Origin of the sequence: Acinetobacter sp. MYb191, assembly GCF_037572605.1 — a bacterium.
Classification (GTDB): Bacteria; Pseudomonadota; Gammaproteobacteria; order Pseudomonadales; family Moraxellaceae; genus Acinetobacter; species Acinetobacter johnsonii.
Map to the genome: position 1 here is coordinate 390,680 of NZ_JBBGZP010000013.1, position 19,028 is coordinate 409,707.

The following is a 19,028-nucleotide window of genomic DNA, read 5'->3' on the forward strand; positions in this document are numbered from 1 at the left end:
GTTTTTATTCATCTTTATATTTAAACTGTTGTGGGGTTTGTCCCAAATGACGTTTAAACATGCTACTAAACGCACTCGGATTGCTATAACCAAGAGATCTTGCAATCTGCGCAACGGACTCGCCACTGGCAATTTTACTTAAGGCATGGGCAATATGCATTTGCTGAACCCATGCACGATAAGACAGCCCTGTTTCCTTTTGAAACATGCGCATCAAGGTTCTGGAGCTGGTGCCAATTTCATCAGCCCATGTGCTTAAATCTTTTAACTGATCGGGCGTACTTAATAGCGCTTGGCAAATATTCATTAAGCGTCGATCTTGCGGCCATGGAATTTGAATCGGCAACAGATTGGCTTTATGAATTTCATCAAAAATTAAAATCTGTAGAGATCGTGACAGTTCATCAGAGCTGATCAGCTCGGAAGGTGGAATGTGTTCAATCGCATTGAGTCGAATCAAGAGTTCATGCAATAACTTGCTAACCCGAATAATAAAACAATGTTGCCCTAGCAGTGCAGCTGCATCTGCCTGAACCAATGCGGTATTGAGTTTCACCCGACTTAATGAAATCACACTGTGTTCAACATGTGCCGGAATCCATAGCGCGCACATTGGCGGCACGATCCAGACATGATTCGGGGTGAACACTTGAATCATCCCTGTCGAAGCATATAGAAACTGCGCCCGCGAATGGGTATGCGCAGGGGTAATCTCTCGATAGGTATGCTCAGAAGAAAGCCCAATCACCAATTCGGACATTTCGGTTTGAATCAGAGAATTTGGCATGTGCAGTTTAAAATTGTCAGTTATACAATGATTATTGGAAGATAGTCTTATGAATGACATTTTACAATCAATGCCTGATGAAAAATACATGGAGTTTGCGAGGGATGTCGTCTTCAATTCAAATGAAAGAGGGTATGGGTCAAGCTACAATCAATGAGCAACCGCAAGGTATGATTATAAAAGTGGTGGGAGCGGTGGCGGTTGCGCATCTGCTCAACGACTTGATTCAAGCAGTTTTGCCAGCCATTTATCCAATGCTGAAAACCAATTTTTCCCTAAGCTTTGCGCAAGTCGGATTAATTTCATTGGTCTATCAAATTACGGCATCGCTACTGCAACCTTGGATTGGACTGTATACCGACAAACATCCGAAACCTTATCTGCTGCCACTCGGCATGGTGGTGACTTTTAGCGGCATTTTACTGTTGGCATTTTCACCAAATTTTATTGTACTGCTTATGGCTTCGGCATTGATTGGTGTGGGATCTTCAACCTTTCACCCTGAAGCCTCTCGTGTGGCGCGAATGGCTTCAGGTGGACGCTTTGGTACAGCACAATCGACCTTTCAGGTCGGTGGCAATACTGGTACAGCCATTGGGCCTTTATTGGCAGCGTTGATCATTGTACCGTTTGGACAGCATGCCGTGGCATGGTTGATTGTATTTGCTTTACTTGCGATTTGGGTTCTGTTCGGTGTCAGCCGTTGGAGCATCAGCCACAGTAAAAAACAGTTGGCAGCACGTGCGCATCAAGTCCAAAGTAAACTACATGGGCGTCAACTCGTCATCGCGCTGTCGACCATTTGCGTGTTGATGTTTGCCAAATTTACTTACATCGCCAGCATCAGTAACTATTTCACTTTTTATTTAATGCACAAGTTTCAGCTCAGTTTACAAAGTGCGCAATTACATCTCTTTGCCTTTTTGGCTGCGGTGGCTCTGGGTACATTTGCTGGTGGGCCGATTGGAGACCGAATTGGGCGTAAAGCAGTGATTTGGGTGTCTTTTGTTGGCATGGCACCGTTTGCTTTAATGATGCCTTTTGCCAATCTGTTCTGGACTACAGTATTGTCAGTCATAACAGGTCTAGTGCTGTCTTCTGCCTTTGCCGCAATGGTGGTCTATGCGCAAGAAGCTGTTCCGGGACGAGTTGGCATGATTGCAGGTTTGATGTTTGGTTTAATGTTTGGGGTGAGTGGCATCGCCGCAGCAGCTTTAGGATATTTAGCTGACGTCAAAGGCATTGAATGGGTGTTTGGCGTGTGTTCGTTATTGCCTTTAATTGGTTTGGCGACCTTCTTTTTACCGAAGACTCAAGCAAACTAACTGAATACTGCTGACCTTTAGTTTTAATCGCGCTATCTTATCAAACGAAGATGGCGCGATTGCATTTCGGTAGGTTGATTATCGTTATGTATAAATACATTGGGGCTATGTGCTTCGACTTTGGAGTATTGAAGCGATGACTGATTTGAATGGTGTACTCAAATTTTCCTTGGGCGTAGATCGACTTTCATTTGAAATGGATGGACAGCATATACAGCTAGATCAAGGTTTAAGCTATATACAGTCGAATAGTATGCGCCATGGGCTGCTGGATGAGCTTGCGATTGAGTCGATGATTTATGTGATTGAAGAGCTGTTAGAATCCGTTCAGATGAAGTATGCCCAACCCAAGACTGCCATGACTTCAGATACCTTATTTCAAAGAGTCTTAGCATTATTCTTTCCAGATCAGCAGCAAATTGACCGTGTGCAGCTCGAAAGTGCTTTTAATACATTTATTGAGCGCAGGGAATACTATGTGTCTAAAGTGGCTGATGACGGTCTTTCTAGTTTGGTTTACTTTATTGTACTGCGCGAGATGATGCATCACTGGAATGTGGTGGCAATAAGCACAAGCAATTAGGTCATTTGATTATAAATCTTTCTGATTTTCAGCTTCCAAATAATTTTTAGGGTTTCTTCTTTTTTCAAAGTAGAAAGAAATGATGCACAAGGAGATTTAAAAAATAAAAAAGCACCGAAATGATTTCGATGCTTTTAGGGTGTTGTGTAAGCTAGCTTATTTAAGATGCTCGGCGATATCGGTAAAGATTACACCTAAACCATGCGCGCCAGCGTCAGGGTGGCCTAAGCTTCGATCCCCAACAATTCCTGCACGGCCCATACGAGCGACAACCTCTTTAGTTGATTCTGCACCTTTTACCGCGGCTTGAGCACCTAAGACAAAGTTTTCTTTAAAGCTTTTGTTGGTATTTGCAGACCATGAATCCGCACATGGTACCAAGGCATCAATTAAGGTTTTATCACCCACCACAGCACCACGGCCAAATGAACGTTCACCTGTGATTTGAATACCTTTAACCGCGTCTTGTAGCATGGCAGCAAAGTCAGCTGTTGTTAAGGTTTCTTTACCTTGGATCGATTTGCTCGCAGCACGGAAAGCAGAACCCCAAATTGGTCCAGAAGCTCCACCGCAATGCTCCATAATGATCATTGAACAGTTAAACAAGAAGTCGTCCATGTGTTGTGCTTGTGCAAGTTCATGCCATTGGCGTTTAAGCTGTTTAAAGCCTTTGGCTACACTCATGCCAAAATCACCATCACCTGCATGTGCATCAAGTTCACAGAACGGCACTTCATTTTTAATGATGCAAGCACTCATGACATCAACCACATAGCGCATATTTTCAATAGTGAATTGCTCATTGGCAATTTCTGCATGCTCTGCTTGCGTTTCAATATCGGTATTTAATGTACCTTCCACCTGTGAACCAGTTGTTGCAAACTCCAATGGCAGGGCAGCCGAACCATCCATTTTAAATGCAGGAGTATCTGCTTCAGCATCTAAATAACCTTTTAGCTCATCGTCTAAAGCCAATAACGAAACAGAGGCACCAGCCATATCGATACTGGTCATATAGTTGCCGACAAAGGTGCGGTAAATTTTAATACCTCGAACTGCGAGATGTTCACAAACATCTTGGTTGAATACATACAACTCTTGTAATGGCGTTGTACCAAAGCCGTTAACAAGTACGGCAACTTCTGTTAAGTTTGGACGGTCGAGGAACAAATCATCGACTATGCGTTGTGCTAATTTTTTAGAAGGCAAAATTTTCTCACGGCGGATACCTGGCTCACCATGAATACCTGCGCCGTATTCTATTTCGTCGTCAGCTAAAATCAGTGTTGGTGTACCTTTCGCGGGAACTGTACATGATGTAAATGCAAAGCCAAGGCTGGTGACGCTGTCCGCAGCTTTTTGTGCAAGTGCTTTGACCTGTGCCAACTCATAGCCTTTAGATGCTGCAGCACCTGCAATTTTGTGTACAAAGATGGTTCCAGCAACGCCACGACGACCAACAGTATATAGGCTGTCATTCACCGCAATATCATCCGCCACTTTAACGAAATCGACTTGAATACCATCATCAGCAGCAAGTGCAGCAGCATTCTGGAAATTCATCATATCGCCAGAATAGTTTTTGATGATCATCAGTGCGCCTTTGTCTGAGGCTACTTGTTGTAAGGCTTTATAGACTTGAATTTGTGAAGGTGATGCGAAGACATCGCCGCAAACAGCAGCATCAAGCATGCCTTGTCCCACAAAGCCTGCATGAGCAGGTTCATGACCACTGCCACCACCGCTGATCAAGGCAACATTTTGGTGTTTTTCTTTACGGGAAATAATTTTATAAGATTCATTGAATGCAAGTTCTGGATGAGCTAGTACAAATCCTTTGCACATTTGGACTACGATGCTTTCTGCATCGTTCATGAGTTTTTTCATTGAGCTACCAATCAGTATATATAGGAGTGAATAAGCACTAAAATTCTGGACAAAACTTCTTCACCCTTTGATGGACTTGTTCATGCGCTAATGATGGATGTTGCCATTAGAATAAAGTCGGGATTATGAATTGTAGAATATTTGCATATATTCAAAGAAATCTGTCCTTGTTTTAGCTTTTGATGCATCAATTTATTTAATCCGTCCTTGTTTTAATTAAATAAAAATGAATGCTAAGCGTTAATTGATTAATCAATTAACTAATCCAAGAGGATATTAATTATATTTTATAAAATTACAATAATAGAAATGATCAATTTTTTTAAAAAATGACGATAGATTTTGCTAATGCATCAAGTTTTTAGACATTTTTTAGCAAGATTTGTCATAAAAATGATGGTGATCTTTTGAGTTTCTAGAATAAGAAATCCCCTCAATTGAGGGGATTTCTTTCATCTGTTAAAGCGATCTCGAAGGCTATGAATTAAATAATCGAATCATCTAAATTCGGTGCTAACCAACGCTTCGCTACATCCAGTGTCCAACCTTTACGTTTTGCATAATCCTCAAGCTGATCCTGAGAAATCTTGCCCACATTAAAGTATTCACTTTCAGGGTGCGAATAATAGAAACCACTTACAGAAGAAGGCGGCATCATCGCAAAGTGTTCAGTCAGTTTCGTACCGATTTTTTCTTCCGAACCTAACCAGTCAAATAACACCGCTTTTTCAGAATGCTCTGGGCAAGCAGGGTAACCTGGCGCAGGACGAATACCGACATACTTCTCTTTGATCAATTCTTCATTGCCCAAAGTCTCATCGGCTTTATAGCCCCAGAACTCTTTGCGGATACGCTCATGCAAATGTTCGGCAAACGCTTCGGCAAAACGATCCGCTAAAGACTGAACTAAGATTGCAGAATAATCATCCCCTTTGGCTTTATACTCATTTGCCAATTCTTCAGCGCCAAAGATCGATACCGTGAAACCACCGAGATAATCCGTATTGTCTTTAGAGGTGCTAATAAAGTCGGCTAAAGATAAATTCGGTTTGCCTGTGACTTTGTCAGACTGCTGACGCAAGTGTTCAAAAGTATGCGTAACCTTCTGCGCTGTTTCATCAAATACACTGACTGTATCTGCACCTGTACGTTGTGCAGGGTATAGACCAAATACAGCACGAGCATCGAAACGATTATTCTCGATCACATCTTTGAGCATGGCTTGCGCTTGATTATACAAATCCGTTGCAGCTTCACCGACAATCTCATCTTCTAAGATTTTCGGGAATTTACCCGCCAAACTCCAAGAAATAAAGAATGGTGTCCAGTCAAAATACTCCACCAATGTTGCAAGTGGGTAGTTGGTGAGGACATGTGTACCCATCGTATTTGGAATAGGTGGCACATAATTCGCATCCACTTTAAAGCCATTTTCAATCGATTCTACATAACTGAGTTTGGCTGCTTTCGGTTGCTTATTGGCTAAGCGTTCACGAATCTTGGCATATTCCGCACGATGCTCGGCAATAAAATTACCGCGCATTTCTTTCGAGAGTAGGGTGGTTGCCACACCCACCGCACGAGACGCATCAGCCACATAAATCACTGCATCATTTGAATATTGCGGATCAATTTTAACGGCAGTATGTGCTTTCGATGTGGTTGCACCACCAATCAATAAAGGAATGTCAAAACCTTTACGCTGCATTTCTTTGGCCACAAACACCATTTCATCTAAAGACGGGGTGATCAAACCAGATAAACCGATGATGTCACATTTTTCATCAATCGCGGTTTGCAAGATTTTTTCACACGGCACCATTACGCCAAGGTCAACGATATCATAGCCATTACAACCCAAGACCACGCCCACGATATTCTTACCAATATCATGTACGTCACCTTTTACGGTTGCCATCAAAACACGGCCTTTAGATTGTGCATTGCCTTTTTCGGCTTCGATGTACGGGTTCAGCCATGCCACAGCTTGTTTCATCACGCGTGCAGATTTTACTACTTGCGGTAAGAACATTTTACCCGAACCGAATAGATCACCGACCACGTTCATACCATCCATCAATGCGCCTTCAATGACATCAAGAGGACGTTTGGCTTTGAGGCGGGCTTCTTCGGTATCTTCGTCGATATAGGTAGTGATGCCTTTTACTAGTGCGTATTCAAGACGCTTTTCAACCGACTCATTCCGCCATTCAAGATTTTCAGCTTCACGCTGCGCGCCACTATGACCACGGAATTTTTCTGCCACTTCAAGCAATTTTTCTGTGGCGTTTTGACCTGATTCACCTTGGTTTTGGTTCAGTACAACATCTTCAACCGCATCTTTCAGTTCTTTTGGAATATCGTCATAAATCGCCATTTGACCCGCGTTCACGATACCCATAGTCATGCCTTGCTTAATGGCATAGTAAAGGAACACCGAGTGAATCGCTTCACGTACAGGTTCATTACCACGGAAGGAGAAGGAGACGTTAGAGACACCACCCGAGATCATGGCATGCGGTAGGTTCTGTTTGATCCAACCTGTGGCTTCAATAAAATCGACGCCATAGTTGTTGTGTTCTTCAATCCCTGTTGCCACTGCAAACACGTTCGGGTCAAAAATAATATCTTCAGCGGGGAAGCCAACATCATTGACTAAAACATCATAAGAACGCTTACAGATTTCACGCTTGCGTTCTGCGGTATCTGCCTGACCAGTTTCATCGAAGGCCATGACAATAATCGCTGCACCATATTGGCGACATAAACGTGCTTTTTCGACAAACTCGTCATAACCTTCTTTTAAGGAAATTGAGTTCACGACAGCCTTACCTTGAACACACTTTAGGCCTGCTTCAATGATTTCCCATTTTGATGAGTCAATCATGATCGGCACGCGTGAAATATCAGGCTCAGATGCAACGAGATTGAGGAAATGTACCATCGCATTTTGCGAATCGAGCATCCCTTCATCCATGTTGATATCAATAATTTGTGCGCCTGCAACCACTTGTTGCTGTGCCACCTCTAGGGCTTCAGCAAATTTTTCTTCACGGATAAGACGCAGGAATTTTTTTGAGCCTGTAACGTTAGTACGTTCACCGACGTTAACGAATAATGAATCATCATAAATATTAAATGGTTCTAAACCACTTAAACGACATGCAGGTCTGGTTTCAGGAATCTGACGTGGTTGAATGTCTTTAACAGCATTGTAAATGGCACGAATATGATTAGGCGTTGTACCACAGCAACCACCTGTAATATTGATCAAACCACTTTCTGCAAATTCTTTAATGAAGGCTGCGGTTTGCTCTGGGGTTTCATCATATTCACCAAAGGCATTTGGTAAACCTGCGTTTGGATGGGCAGAAACAAAAGTATCTGCAACATCCGCAATGGTTTTAACGTGTGGACGCATGGCATCCGCACCCAAGGCACAGTTAAAACCAATTGAGAGTAAGTCACCATGACGCACCGAGTTCCAGAACGCTTCTGCGGTTTGACCTGTTAGAGTACGACCTGATGCATCGGTAATGGTGCCCGAGATCATGAGGGGAAGTTCACGACCAAGTTGCTTGAACACTTCCTTGACTGCAAAGATTGCCGCTTTACAGTTCAATGTATCGAACACGGTTTCAATCAAGATGATGTCTGCACCACCTTCGATTAAGGCATAGGTTGCTTCAATGTAGTTTTCTTTGAGTTCGTCAAAGGTGATGTTACGGAACGCTGGGTCATTTACATTTGGTGAAATAGAACAAGTACGGGAGGTTGGGCCAAGTACGCCTGCAACAAAACGAGGTTTATCTGGGGTTGAATATTTGTCGCATGCTGCACGCGCTAAACGTGCAGCTTCACGGTTAATCTCGGGAACGAGGTCTTCCATGTGGTAGTCCGACATCGAAACACGTGTGCCGTTAAAGCTGTTGGTTTCAATAATGTCTGCACCTGCATCGAGGTATGCTTCATGAATACCTTGAATAATTTGTGGCTGAGTCAGCACCAAAAGGTCATTGTTGCCTTTGAGGTCAGAAGCCCAATCTACAAAGCGTTCACCACGATAATCTTCTTCTTCGAGCTTGTGACGCTGAATCATGGTACCCATCGCACCATCGATAATAAGGATGCGCTCGGCAAGAAGTGCTTTTAAGGTGGCAAGTGTAGACATTCAAAACTCACAAACAGGTTTTCAAAACGTGCAATATTTTAGCAGAAAAGCAGGTTCATTGATGCCTAATTCAAGTGGTATTGGCTATATGGCAAATAAAAAAGGCTGATTTAGCTTTAGTTTTCACGAAAGTGAAATATAGACCCGCTATGTTAATAGATCAGAATAAGTAGAGATGAAAAAATATTGATTAGAGCAGATTGTTACAGACAGCACAGCCAAATGTAAGAAAATAATTCAGCGTAAGTAGCACCGAAAAATTAAATTTTGAGCCAGCACAGTGCGTTCAAGGCCTATAGGTGATTTACTGCTGATCTAAAATAAGCCAATTATGAAAAAATTGGCTTCATGTGACACGCATTTGTCATATAATTGTCACAATTAAATTGAACAATAGGGGATATTGATATCCTCTTTAGCCGTCTGCATGAATTCTAATATTCCTCCCGTCCAAGATCAGGTGCACGTGACACAGGTCAAGTCGACGAATGTGCACGTACCTACACCGAAATTTTTTATGCCGGTGTTTTTAACGGTCATTATTTCAACGCTAATTTATATTGGCTTTCAGCTTTCTGCTGACTTATCGCATGTTCCTGCACTGAATCTTTACTCTTTAATCCTTTTAGCAACGGCATTGTTCATTGCTTTGGGTTTTGAGTTTGTAAATGGCTTTCACGATACTGCCAATGCGGTTGCAACGGTCATTTATACAAATGCACTGTCTGCACCTGTTGCGGTGATGTGGGCAGGTTTCTGTAACTTTCTTGGGGTTATGGTCGCAAGTGGTGCAGTGGCTTACGGTATTATTGCGTTGCTGCCCGTTGAGTTGATTATGAATGTCAGCTCAGGCGCAGGTTTTGCCATGGTGTTTGCCATGTTGATCGCTGCGATTTTGTGGAACTTGGGCACATGGTTCTTGGGTATTCCAGCATCGAGTTCACACACTTTGATTGGTTCAATCTTGGGTGTGGGCATCATGAACTACCTGATGCATTCAGGCAGTGGAGCTTCAGGTGTCGATATGGATCAGGTGATTAAAGTCGGTAAAGCTTTACTGTTTTCACCAATGATCGGTTTTGCTTTTGCAGCAGTGTTGTTCTTGTTGGTGAAAAAAATCTTTAAGAAACAACTGGAACTGTTCCAACCACCTGAAGGCAACAAACCACCACCGCCACTGATTCGTGCCATTTTGATTTTTACTTGTACCGGTGTGAGTTTTGCACACGGCTCAAATGACGGTCAAAAAGGTATGGGGCTAATCATGCTGATTTTGATTGGTATTGTGCCTTTGGCTTATTCTTTAAATAAGAATTTAGATTCACAGCACATTCAGTCATTTGCTCAACTTTCAGATCAAACTGCGGCTGTGATTTATCCGAATCATAACGATATTGCAGATGAAAAAGCCCGTACGGTGATCACGCAATATATTCAAACCAAAGAAATGACCCCAGAAGTCGTACCTGCTTTAGCCAGTTTGACAGATCATTTGGGTGAGCGTGTTGGCCATTATGGAGATCTTAAAGATATTCCTGAAGCTGAAGTTTCTGCCTTACGTAATGACATGTACTTAAGTACGACTGCGTTCAAACGTTTGGATAAAGCAGATCAATTACCAGCGATGTCTGAAGCGGGCAAGAAGACGGTAAAAGAATATCGTAGTAACCTTGATTCATTCTTGCAGTACATCCCAACATGGGTGAAAGTGGCTGTGGCATTGGCTTTAGGTCTAGGTACGATGGTGGGTTGGAAGCGTATTGTGGTGACTGTAGGTGAGCGTATTGGTAAAAACCATATGACTTATGGTCAAGGCATGTCAGCAGAGCTGGTGGCGATGACCACGATTGCAGCCGCGGATGGCTTTGGTATGCCTGTATCGACCACACACGTATTGAACTCTGCGGTTGCAGGGACCATGGTGGCAAACAAGTCTGGTCTGAACTTTGCAACAGTAAGAACCATTCTTTCGGCTTGGATCTTTACCTTACCAGCAACGATCTGTTTATCAGGTGGCTTGTTCTGGTTGTTCCTACAGTTTGTTTAATCTGATTGGTAAAAACCAATGATAAAAAAACGCTACCTTGGGTAGCGTTTTTTAGCTCTGTATTTTATGAACGATACTGTTCATATTTTACTTTTTGAATTTCGCCCACACTTTGTCTAAAGGTAGTTTATCTGCGGCAAAGCCATAGAGTGCAGCAAAGGGCAGTGCAGTACGTGCTAAATAGGCTACACGCCATAAGCCACCATGATTGGCGCCGTGCATCATCAGTTCTAGAGGATGTTCAAGTTTGTTCTCTGGATTGGCTACAGATTCAGGATTACGCAGGTCATGGATCCATAAAGCCGCCATGATGGCATTGGTGGTTTCAGGCTTAAAGGCTTCAACATCAAACAAGCTCGCACCATTAAATGCGGCTTTGAGCAGTGGATTTTTAGTGACGGAGTGTGTGGTGGTTGATGGTGCAATGTTGATGCTGACCCGCTGACCTTCCGAGCGAGCAAGCGTTGCACGCCACTGCTGAATACGTTTAGCCAACGCGTAGTTTGGTCCTTGTTCAATCACTAAACAGTCGGTAATACCATAAGACTTGTCATTATCTGACTCGACGAGCTCATGTAGGTTTTTCTTAAAAAACAGTTGTCCGCTGAGGGTTGAAATACTCTTGCTGATCATCTGCTGGGTTTTAGAGCGACCACTGAACTTTTGCTCAGACGCTGTAATGACTTCTTCTGGGACTGCATAGACATCGGTAGGTGTGCACATATACATCAAACTGGTATCTGCTTTTTGCGCACTGACATATTGCATGATCGCATCCATTGCAACAGAAACACGGACATGCTTTTCTCCATCCAAATATGCAATCGCGGCCAAATCTAACTGATGTGGGTTTTGTACCAACCATTGTGCAATTTCAGGCACTTGTGTCAGTAAGTTCGCACCAAGTTTTTCTTTAAGCACAGACACAGGTGTTTCCTCGCTCAAAGCTTCAACTGATGGGGCATATAGCGTGGCATTGCCGTGTTGAATGGTGTCTAAAATTTTGCCCCATACACGGCTATTGGGTAAATCAACCGCCACAATATTTGCTTTCCATTGGGCTAACCATGTGAGTGGACCAGCTTCAGATGCCGCACCGAACAAAACCATCGTGCGATCTGATAAATCAAACCATTCAGGATGTTTCACACAAGCAATCAGTGCTTCAGCATGGCTTGGTTCAATCACACCTGCATCTAACCACGTTTGGATTTGTGCAAGTAAAGCTCCCCCTTTAAGCTGTGTACCTTTGTAAGGGACAGACCATTCAGGCGTCGCATGACTTTCGCCTTTGAGTTTAATAGTATGCAGTGGTGCGCTTTCAAGTGACATTACATCTTTGAGGAGATGCTTTTGCCCATCGCGATAAAACTCAAATATGTTGTGTACTTTGATAAGACCGTCTTGTGCCATTTGAATCGGTGCAATTTGATTACGAATCCCAAATTCAACTAAGGATTTAAAATAGCGTGGATATTGTTTACGCCAGTTCTTTTCTGTAAGTGCAGTAACAGAGGTTTGGTGATCAACATTGGCTAAGGCCTCTGCAATAATCTCTTTCCCTGTACGTGAGGTACTAACTTTTTGTGTTTTAGGGTAAGTTGGAAATTGAAGACCATCTAAGGGATTGGACATGCAAGAAATCTCACTGGCATTTGCTATTTATATACAGTTGTAAACATTATCTATGCCAAATCAAATTCCTGCTTGGCATTTCATGCCAAATTTATGTAAAAATATATGTAATAAAAAAGCCTTCTGAATAGAAGGCTTTTGAGTTTAGCAGCGACCTTTTTTGGCCTGTCCAGGTGGGCAGAAATCGCCTTGGCCATGAGGATAATAAGAACGATCAGGATCGACGATGATACTCCCTTCAGGGGTGTGTACCGCACAGGCTGTAAAACTGAGACTGATCATCAAGGCTGCAAATATAGACATTATTTTCATCGCAATTTCCTTGGTTTATAGTTGTCCTGATGTTCATTGTAAAAATCAGGACCACCCGTTGCTGTGAAAAAATGTTACTGAGCCTATATGCGTATGGATGCAATCCATTTGCAAACTAGGGGTTCAGCTTTAAATAGGTAACTGGGTTAATTTGTTCAGAAAGTGTGGGATAAGCCGCGGCTCTAAAATTAAGGTCATGATGACCCCATAAGCAGCTCCCCAAAGATGGGCGCTATGATTGATGTTGGAGTTTCCTTTTTTACCTGACCAGATGCTATATGCCACGTACAACACTGCAAAAATAATCGCAGGTACGGGAATAAAAAATACAAAAATCAGCTTCCAAGGTTCAAACAACACATACGCAAACAATACCGCGGAGACCGCACCAGAAGCACCAAGGCTTGCCCAGCGCACATCATTCTTATGTTTTAAATAACTTGGTAAAATGGCAAAAATTAAGCCACCCAGATAAAACAAAATAAAACCTAACTCATAGAAGTATTGACGGTAAAAACTTTCAATAATGCTACCAAAGAAAAACAAGGTGAACATATTGAACAGGAGATGCATACCATCGGCATGAATAAAGCCATGTGTAATAAAACGATCGTATTGTCCACGTTGCATCGCAGGAGGCCAGAAAATCAGACGGTTCATCACGTTCTGATTTGAAAATGCCACCATAGAAATAATGACCGTAATAATAATGATCGTAACTGTATGATTAAAAGGTAAATCCAACATTTCTGAGATGTTCTACATATAACTATCTTGTGGTCATAATGCCATTAAATTGAGCGGAAAGATGAACTTTCACAATAAATCCGACAATTTTGGTTGATTTTTTTTAATTACCCCGCATCTTCAGTTAAAATAGCAACTTCAGCTTGAGGAAATGATTGTTATGTCGACTGAGAACAGCAGCACTGCAGTTGCAGAGGAAATTCCAAACTTATTGATTACTCCGACTGCACAAGAGTATTTACGTGATTTATTAGAAAAACAAAATACACCGGGCATTGCTGTACGTGTATTTGTTGAAAATCCGGGTACACCACGTGCTGAATGTTGTATGGCATATAGCGCGCCTGAAGAAGTGATCCCAACCGATTACCGTCAAGATTATCCAGATTTTCCTGCGTATATCGATACACCGTCTATTCCATACTTATTAGATGCAGTGATTGATTACAACAAAGACCGTTTTGGTGGGCAGTTAACTTTCCGTGCACCAAACTCGAAAGTACCACGCGTCGGTCCTGATGCATCGATTGAAGAGCGTATTACGTATATTCTTCAGTCTGAAATTAACCCAGGTCTAGCAGGGCATGGTGGTAACTGTGCATTGGTTGAAGTTGTTGAAGATGAAGAACATGGTTTAACGGCTGTACTGAAATTCGGTGGTGGTTGCCAAGGTTGTTCAGCAATTGATGTCACGTTGAAACAGGGTGTTGAAACGACTCTGCAACAACACATTCCTGAGTTACGTCGTGTGATTGACCAGACGGATCATACGCAGGCAGAAGGCGCGTACTTCAAATAAATTTCAATCAACTTTACCAAATAACCTCCTTAAATTAGGAGGTTATATTTTATCTAAAGCTAAAATGTAATTGAGAATAATTATCAATATTTATTGCAATATGTTTATCGTTTGTTAAAATGCCCTACGAAATTTACACAATCTCTCCTTCTTTTGTATTTGGGTGTATGCGTTATGGGTAAAAATCTGACGAGATCAACTTTGGCTTTGGCTGTTGTAGGGGCAATGAGTTCGTTTGCGATGGCGAATGAAACTGTGACAACTGGGGCAGAAAAAGATACAACACAATTACAGACGATTGTATTAACAGCTGAGGAACAGGTTAAACAGTCCCTAGGCGCATCTATTATTACGGATAAAGATTTAGAAAAATTACCAGTTGTAAATGATATTTCTGAATATGTACGTCGGATGCCTGGCGTAAATTTAACAGGCAATAGTGCAACGGGACAACGTGGTAATAACCGCCAAATTGATATTCGCGGTATGGGGCCAGAAAATACCTTGATTTTGGTTGATGGTAAGCCCGTCAATTCGAGAAACTCTGTGCGTTATGGCTGGAGAGGGGAACGTGATACCCGCGGTGACTCAAACTGGGTGCCTGCAGATGCGATTGAATCTATTGAAGTATTGCGTGGTCCAGCGGCTGCTCGTTATGGCTCAGGTGCCATGGGCGGTGTTGTTAATATTAAAACTAAAAAAGTGACAAACGAAGTTCATGGTTCGGTTGAAGTATTTACCAACCAACCTGAAAATTCAAAAGAAGGTTCGAGCCATCGAGAAAGTTTTAACTTGAGTGGTCCAATTATTAAGGACGTATTGTCATATCGTTTATATGGAAATTATAACAAGACGGATGCAGATGCGGCAGATATCAACCCACTGACAGAAAGTGGCAGTCGTGCAGCAGGTCGAGAAGGTGTTGAGAATAAAGATATCTCAGGGCGTTTAGCTTGGCAGATTAATGATCAACAGAGCTTGACTTTTGACACTTCATTTGGTCGTCAAGGGAACGAATATACAGGTGATATTCAAAACAGTAATGCAGATGCAACCAATCCCGATTCTAACTTTAGCAACATTGCATACGTCAATGGATTGCTAGGTAAAGAAACCAATACAATGTACCGGGATAGTTATGCTTTAACACACGAAGGAAAATGGGCATGGGGTGATACAAAATTATTGGCTCAATTTGATAAAACTAAAAATAAGCGTATTCCTGAGTCATTGGCTGGTGGGCCAGAAGGGAGCCCAAATTCATTTGATAAAAAAACATCGGTGCTAGATACCACACGATTTAATGCTGAAACCAATATTCCATTGGATATATTTTTTCCTCAAGCACTCACCTTGGGCGCAGAGTGGGTTGAAGATAAGTTTAGCGATGCAACCAGTACAGCACAAGCAGATGCTTCGGGTTTGGTACTGTTGCCATCTGATCGTACTCACATGAAATCACGAATTGCTTCTGCATACATTGAAGATAACTTTAAAGTAACTGATGCAACAGATTTGGTCTTGGGAGTTCGTTTTGATGATCATAGTAAGTCTGGGTCAAACTGGAGTCCAAGTTTAAACATTACCCAAAAACTTGGAGATTACTTCACTTTAAAAGGTGGTATAGCAAGAGCGTATAAAGCGCCGAATATGTATCAAAATGCAGAAGGCTACTTACTCTTTACACGTGGTAACGGTTGCCCTGACACTACAGCAACGGCTTCGGGAAGTTGCTATTTAGTTGGAAATGCAGACTTAAAACCAGAGACTTCTATTAACAAAGAGGTGGGTATCCAGTTTGAAAAAAATATTGTGAATGCAAGCTTAACGTGGTTCCGTAATGATTATAAAAACAAAATCACATCAGGTGAAGAAGTCGTTGGAACGACAACCGTAGGTTCAACAACATATCATTTATTAGAGTGGACTAATATTCCAAAGGCTTTAATTCAAGGTCTAGAAGGAAGTGTTAGCTTAGATTTTGGTAATATTAATTGGACAAACAACTTTACTTATATGATGGATTCAGTGAATAAAACCACTGGAAATCCTTTGTCAGTTGTACCTAATTACACGATTAATTCGATTTTCAACTATGATATTACAGATCAATTTGATGTGAATTTCGTTTATACCCAATATGGTCGCCAAAAACCACGTCAATTTGCTGAAACGCGTAATACAACGATGAACACGAAAAGTGTGCCAAGCTATGGTATCGCAGGGATTAATGTGGGATACAAATTTACAGATCAATTTAGCGGTCGTGTAGGTGTGAGTAATTTATTTGATGAGCAACTTGTTCGTAATAATGACTTGAACCAAACCTACAACGAACCAGGTCGAGCTTATTATGCGAGCTTGAAGTATGCCTTCTAAATCATGAAAGAAAAAAGCCGCATAAAGCGGCTTTTTTTATTGCTTTAAAATCGCTTGTGCCTGGTCAGAATAATAAAACTGTTCTAAATAATAGCGTGCTCGATCACGTAAGTAATCAGAACGAATGAGCTCTTGAATAATAGGATTCAACAAATTTTGAAGTTCATTTTGAATTAAAGCTTCGTCGATATTTAAGTCACGTAGGAGTAGATCAAAAGGACGTTCTTGGTTGCGAATGTACCAAGCGTAAACACCGTCATGCACCTGTTGCTGGAGATAGTTGGTTTGACGCATATGCTCCCAAATTTCGTGACCCATTGCGACGGTTTGAGGTAAGTCCTGTACTTCAATATAATTTTTCAAAACTGATAAAGGCATATCTTTGATTTTGTGCCAGAGGTTGGCTTGAAAATGATATAGCTTTTCATTATTAAAGTTTTGATTTAACACCTGTTCGCTCATTTGACTGAGTTTTAAGATGTTCTTTTGCAAATAATGCCCAATAGTGTCATTTAGGTTTGAGTCCGTGACGGTTTCCAGTACCGACTTGCCCATTTTCATAAAACTAGAAACACCTGGCACACGTTTAGTCATCACCGAGTTGTTCAAATAGTCTTGAATCGAGTGCTGAATCAGCTGGGTAATCATGGCTGAAAAAGCTGGGTTATTTACTACAGTTTTAATTAGACGCTGACGATGCCCACTTTTACTCGCGACATATTGCGCAATTTTATCGATGGTGAGTACAGGAATCACATCGGCAATTTTGGTTGATTCATTGATGGGATGAATTAAAGCAAACTTGATGTGCTCAGCAATTTGTGAAATTAGATGCTCGGTCGCAGGTGTGGCTAGGATTTGTTTTTGCAACAGTGCATTGATGTCTTCAAAGCTCCACAGTTGCTGCAAAGTTTGTTTTCTAAACCAGTGATAAAATAGGGTGAATTCATTTTGTACTGTACTTGCTTGCGAAAACTCATGATCTAAAAAACTAAGATGAGCTTCAATGAGCTGCTCAATCATCGGGTGTTTCTGCATACGTACTCAACAAAATTAATTTAGTGGAATTAGTTTATCAGCCAATGGATTTTTTAACTTTTGTGTTTTTGCAAGAAAAGGCAGGTAGTGCTGTGCAACTGCTTGTTCTGCCTCCAAAAGTGGCATATGACCAACATTGTTAAGGATGACAGGAGCTTCAGCACGTTTCAATAAAGATTTGAGCTCATTCGCCACTTCGACATTAATAATTTTGTCCTGCTTACCCCACAAAATGAGGGTGGGTGCTTCAATATTTCGGGTCACTCGAGCAAAGGAGTCAGTGGTATAAATTCGGTTCAAGGTCACCAATTGATCAATCACTTTACTGTTTTTTTCAGCCTGAGTAATTAACTGTTTTTCTTGGGCGCGTTTTAAATAATAGGGCATTTTGATTGGGGTTTGCATGACACGTTGCATCACATCATCTAAATCGCCTGGCTTGCTCACGATCAAGTGCTTTAAATATTGCGGGTCTTTGGCATAGTTGGTGTTGGCGTTCTTATAAATCCCAGCACTGTTTAATAAAAACAAACTTTGCGTGTCAAAAGGGTATTGCGCGGCATATAGGGTTGCAATAGAACCACCGATAGAATGTCCTGCAACATTCAGCTTATCTTGTATATGAATGGCTTCAACAAAACGACGGAGTCGCTCTGTGACATTTGGCATAGAGAGATCAAAATCATCAGGGACTTTGGTGTCGCCATTAGTCGGAAGGTCAGGGATAACCACGTGGTAATACGGTGTTAGAAATTGTGCTACACGGTTCCAATTGTCTCGATTTCCAGCAAAACCATGAATCAGCAAAATCGTTGGCTTATCAACTGCACCGCCTTCGTTATAGCTCCAAACGATGTCATCCACTTTAAGCGTTTTGGTTTTTAAGCCGGCGGTGACGCGTTCTTGTAGAAGGTAGCTTTGTAAACTGAGTTTGTCTTTGATGATGGTATTTTCGACCGCATGGCTGGCGAAAGAAAATGACAAAGCTAAGGCGAATAGACCGGCCTTTAGACTTTGTTTCAAGACGGATTTTGAGCGCATCATCATGGTTCATCCTTAAACGGAGATGAATGAAAAAACTGACCGAATAAGATAAAAATGCTCTGATTTTGAATAGTTTTTATGTTTATTTACAGGTCTATTTGATTCTAATAGCTTTCATGCAAATGTCATTAATTATTTATTTGAAAGGATATACTGCATTTGGATAAAGTGTGAACTGCGTAACGATTTGTTTGAGATAAAATGCAAATTTAAAATTAAGCAAAAAAAGAAGCCGCTATGTTTTTTGCAAGTGACAATCAATTTCGCTGGGATT

General features: G+C 41.7%; 13 protein-coding genes. 5 read left to right on the forward strand and 8 right to left on the reverse strand.

Annotated features, from left to right (window positions below):
* Window positions 1-4: 4 nt before the first annotated feature.
* Window positions 5-787, reverse strand: a complete 783-nt coding sequence (locus WH214_RS08795) for an AraC family transcriptional regulator (protein ID WP_159128196.1) — start codon at window positions 785-787, stop codon at window positions 5-7.
* A gap of 104 nt (window positions 788-891) precedes the next feature.
* Between WH214_RS08795 and WH214_RS08800 the strand changes: the two genes are divergently transcribed.
* Both WH214_RS08800 and WH214_RS08805 read left to right on the forward strand, forming a co-directional pair.
* Complete coding sequence (locus tag WH214_RS08800; protein ID WP_159128197.1) at window positions 892-2,112, forward strand: MFS transporter; 1,221 nt, start codon at window positions 892-894, stop codon at window positions 2,110-2,112.
* A gap of 136 nt (window positions 2,113-2,248) precedes the next feature.
* Window positions 2,249-2,695, forward strand: a complete 447-nt coding sequence (locus WH214_RS08805) for a hypothetical protein (protein WP_159128198.1) — start codon at window positions 2,249-2,251, stop codon at window positions 2,693-2,695.
* A gap of 156 nt (window positions 2,696-2,851) precedes the next feature.
* Here the strand turns inward: WH214_RS08805 and dhaK are convergent, their stop codons facing one another.
* Both dhaK and metH read right to left on the reverse strand, forming a co-directional pair.
* Window positions 2,852-4,582, reverse strand: a complete 1,731-nt coding sequence (gene dhaK / locus WH214_RS08810; protein ID WP_336955343.1) for a dihydroxyacetone kinase subunit DhaK — start codon at window positions 4,580-4,582, stop codon at window positions 2,852-2,854.
* Window positions 4,583-5,066: 484 nt separating this feature from the next.
* The gene (gene metH, locus WH214_RS08815; RefSeq protein WP_339421385.1) at window positions 5,067-8,753 is read right to left on the reverse strand and encodes a methionine synthase; all 3,687 of its coding nucleotides are present in this window, start codon (window positions 8,751-8,753) and stop codon (window positions 5,067-5,069) included.
* Between the two features lie 427 nt (window positions 8,754-9,180).
* On the opposite strand from metH, the gene WH214_RS08820 reads away from it, so the two are divergent.
* Entirely contained in the window at window positions 9,181-10,800 is a 1,620-nt protein-coding gene (locus WH214_RS08820; protein ID WP_005399885.1) for an inorganic phosphate transporter, read from the forward strand.
* A gap of 87 nt (window positions 10,801-10,887) precedes the next feature.
* On the opposite strand, the gene WH214_RS08825 is transcribed toward WH214_RS08820, so the two are convergent.
* From WH214_RS08825 to WH214_RS08835, 3 genes are all read right to left on the reverse strand, one after another.
* Window positions 10,888-12,435, reverse strand: a complete 1,548-nt coding sequence (locus WH214_RS08825; protein ID WP_339421383.1) for a hypothetical protein — start codon at window positions 12,433-12,435, stop codon at window positions 10,888-10,890.
* Between the two features lie 144 nt (window positions 12,436-12,579).
* Window positions 12,580-12,747, reverse strand: coding sequence for a hypothetical protein (locus WH214_RS08830; RefSeq protein WP_004694400.1), 168 nt, complete (start codon window positions 12,745-12,747; stop codon window positions 12,580-12,582).
* A 129-nt stretch (window positions 12,748-12,876) separates the two neighbouring features.
* Window positions 12,877-13,494: a rhomboid family intramembrane serine protease gene (locus tag WH214_RS08835; protein WP_004981045.1), complete on the reverse strand. Its 618-nt coding sequence runs from the start codon at window positions 13,492-13,494 to the stop codon at window positions 12,877-12,879.
* A 160-nt stretch (window positions 13,495-13,654) separates the two neighbouring features.
* Here WH214_RS08835 and nfuA point away from each other — a divergent pair, with 160 nt between their 5' ends.
* A complete protein-coding gene (gene nfuA, locus WH214_RS08840; protein ID WP_004981041.1) occupies window positions 13,655-14,293 on the forward strand; it encodes a Fe-S biogenesis protein NfuA in 639 nt (212 codons plus the stop codon).
* A 174-nt stretch (window positions 14,294-14,467) separates the two neighbouring features.
* Window positions 14,468-16,672 carry a TonB-dependent siderophore receptor gene (locus tag WH214_RS08845; protein ID WP_339993202.1) on the forward strand — a complete coding sequence of 735 codons (2,205 nt, stop codon included), beginning with the start codon at window positions 14,468-14,470 and terminating at the stop codon, window positions 16,670-16,672.
* A gap of 36 nt (window positions 16,673-16,708) precedes the next feature.
* On the opposite strand, the gene WH214_RS08850 is transcribed toward WH214_RS08845, so the two are convergent.
* Entirely contained in the window at window positions 16,709-17,710 is a 1,002-nt protein-coding gene (locus WH214_RS08850; RefSeq protein ID WP_339421378.1) for a hypothetical protein, read from the reverse strand.
* A 15-nt stretch (window positions 17,711-17,725) separates the two neighbouring features.
* Complete coding sequence (locus WH214_RS08855; RefSeq protein WP_148826457.1) at window positions 17,726-18,757, reverse strand: alpha/beta fold hydrolase; 1,032 nt, start codon at window positions 18,755-18,757, stop codon at window positions 17,726-17,728.
* Window positions 18,758-19,028 lie beyond the last annotated feature (271 nt).

Excerpts from the sequence above, each read along its gene's own strand:
- WH214_RS08845 (WP_339993202.1), top strand. The coding sequence starts at position 14,468 with ATGGGTAAAAATCTGACGAGATCAACTTTGGCTTTGGCTGTTGTAGGG.
- WH214_RS08850 (WP_339421378.1), bottom strand. The coding sequence starts at position 17,710 with ATGCAGAAACACCCGATGATTGAGCAGCTCATTGAAGCTCATCTTAGT.
- WH214_RS08805 (WP_159128198.1), top strand. The coding sequence starts at position 2,249 with ATGACTGATTTGAATGGTGTACTCAAATTTTCCTTGGGCGTAGATCGA.
- WH214_RS08825 (WP_339421383.1), bottom strand. The coding sequence starts at position 12,435 with ATGTCCAATCCCTTAGATGGTCTTCAATTTCCAACTTACCCTAAAACA.
- WH214_RS08855 (WP_148826457.1), bottom strand. The coding sequence starts at position 18,757 with ATGATGATGCGCTCAAAATCCGTCTTGAAACAAAGTCTAAAGGCCGGT.
- dhaK (WP_336955343.1), bottom strand. The coding sequence starts at position 4,582 with ATGAAAAAACTCATGAACGATGCAGAAAGCATCGTAGTCCAAATGTGC.
- WH214_RS08820 (WP_005399885.1), top strand. The coding sequence starts at position 9,181 with ATGAATTCTAATATTCCTCCCGTCCAAGATCAGGTGCACGTGACACAG.
- WH214_RS08795 (WP_159128196.1), bottom strand. The coding sequence starts at position 787 with ATGCCAAATTCTCTGATTCAAACCGAAATGTCCGAATTGGTGATTGGG.
- WH214_RS08800 (WP_159128197.1), top strand. The coding sequence starts at position 892 with ATGTCGTCTTCAATTCAAATGAAAGAGGGTATGGGTCAAGCTACAATC.
- nfuA (WP_004981041.1), top strand. The coding sequence starts at position 13,655 with ATGTCGACTGAGAACAGCAGCACTGCAGTTGCAGAGGAAATTCCAAAC.
- WH214_RS08830 (WP_004694400.1), bottom strand. The coding sequence starts at position 12,747 with ATGAAAATAATGTCTATATTTGCAGCCTTGATGATCAGTCTCAGTTTT.
- WH214_RS08835 (WP_004981045.1), bottom strand. The coding sequence starts at position 13,494 with ATGTTGGATTTACCTTTTAATCATACAGTTACGATCATTATTATTACG.
- metH (WP_339421385.1), bottom strand. The coding sequence starts at position 8,753 with ATGTCTACACTTGCCACCTTAAAAGCACTTCTTGCCGAGCGCATCCTT.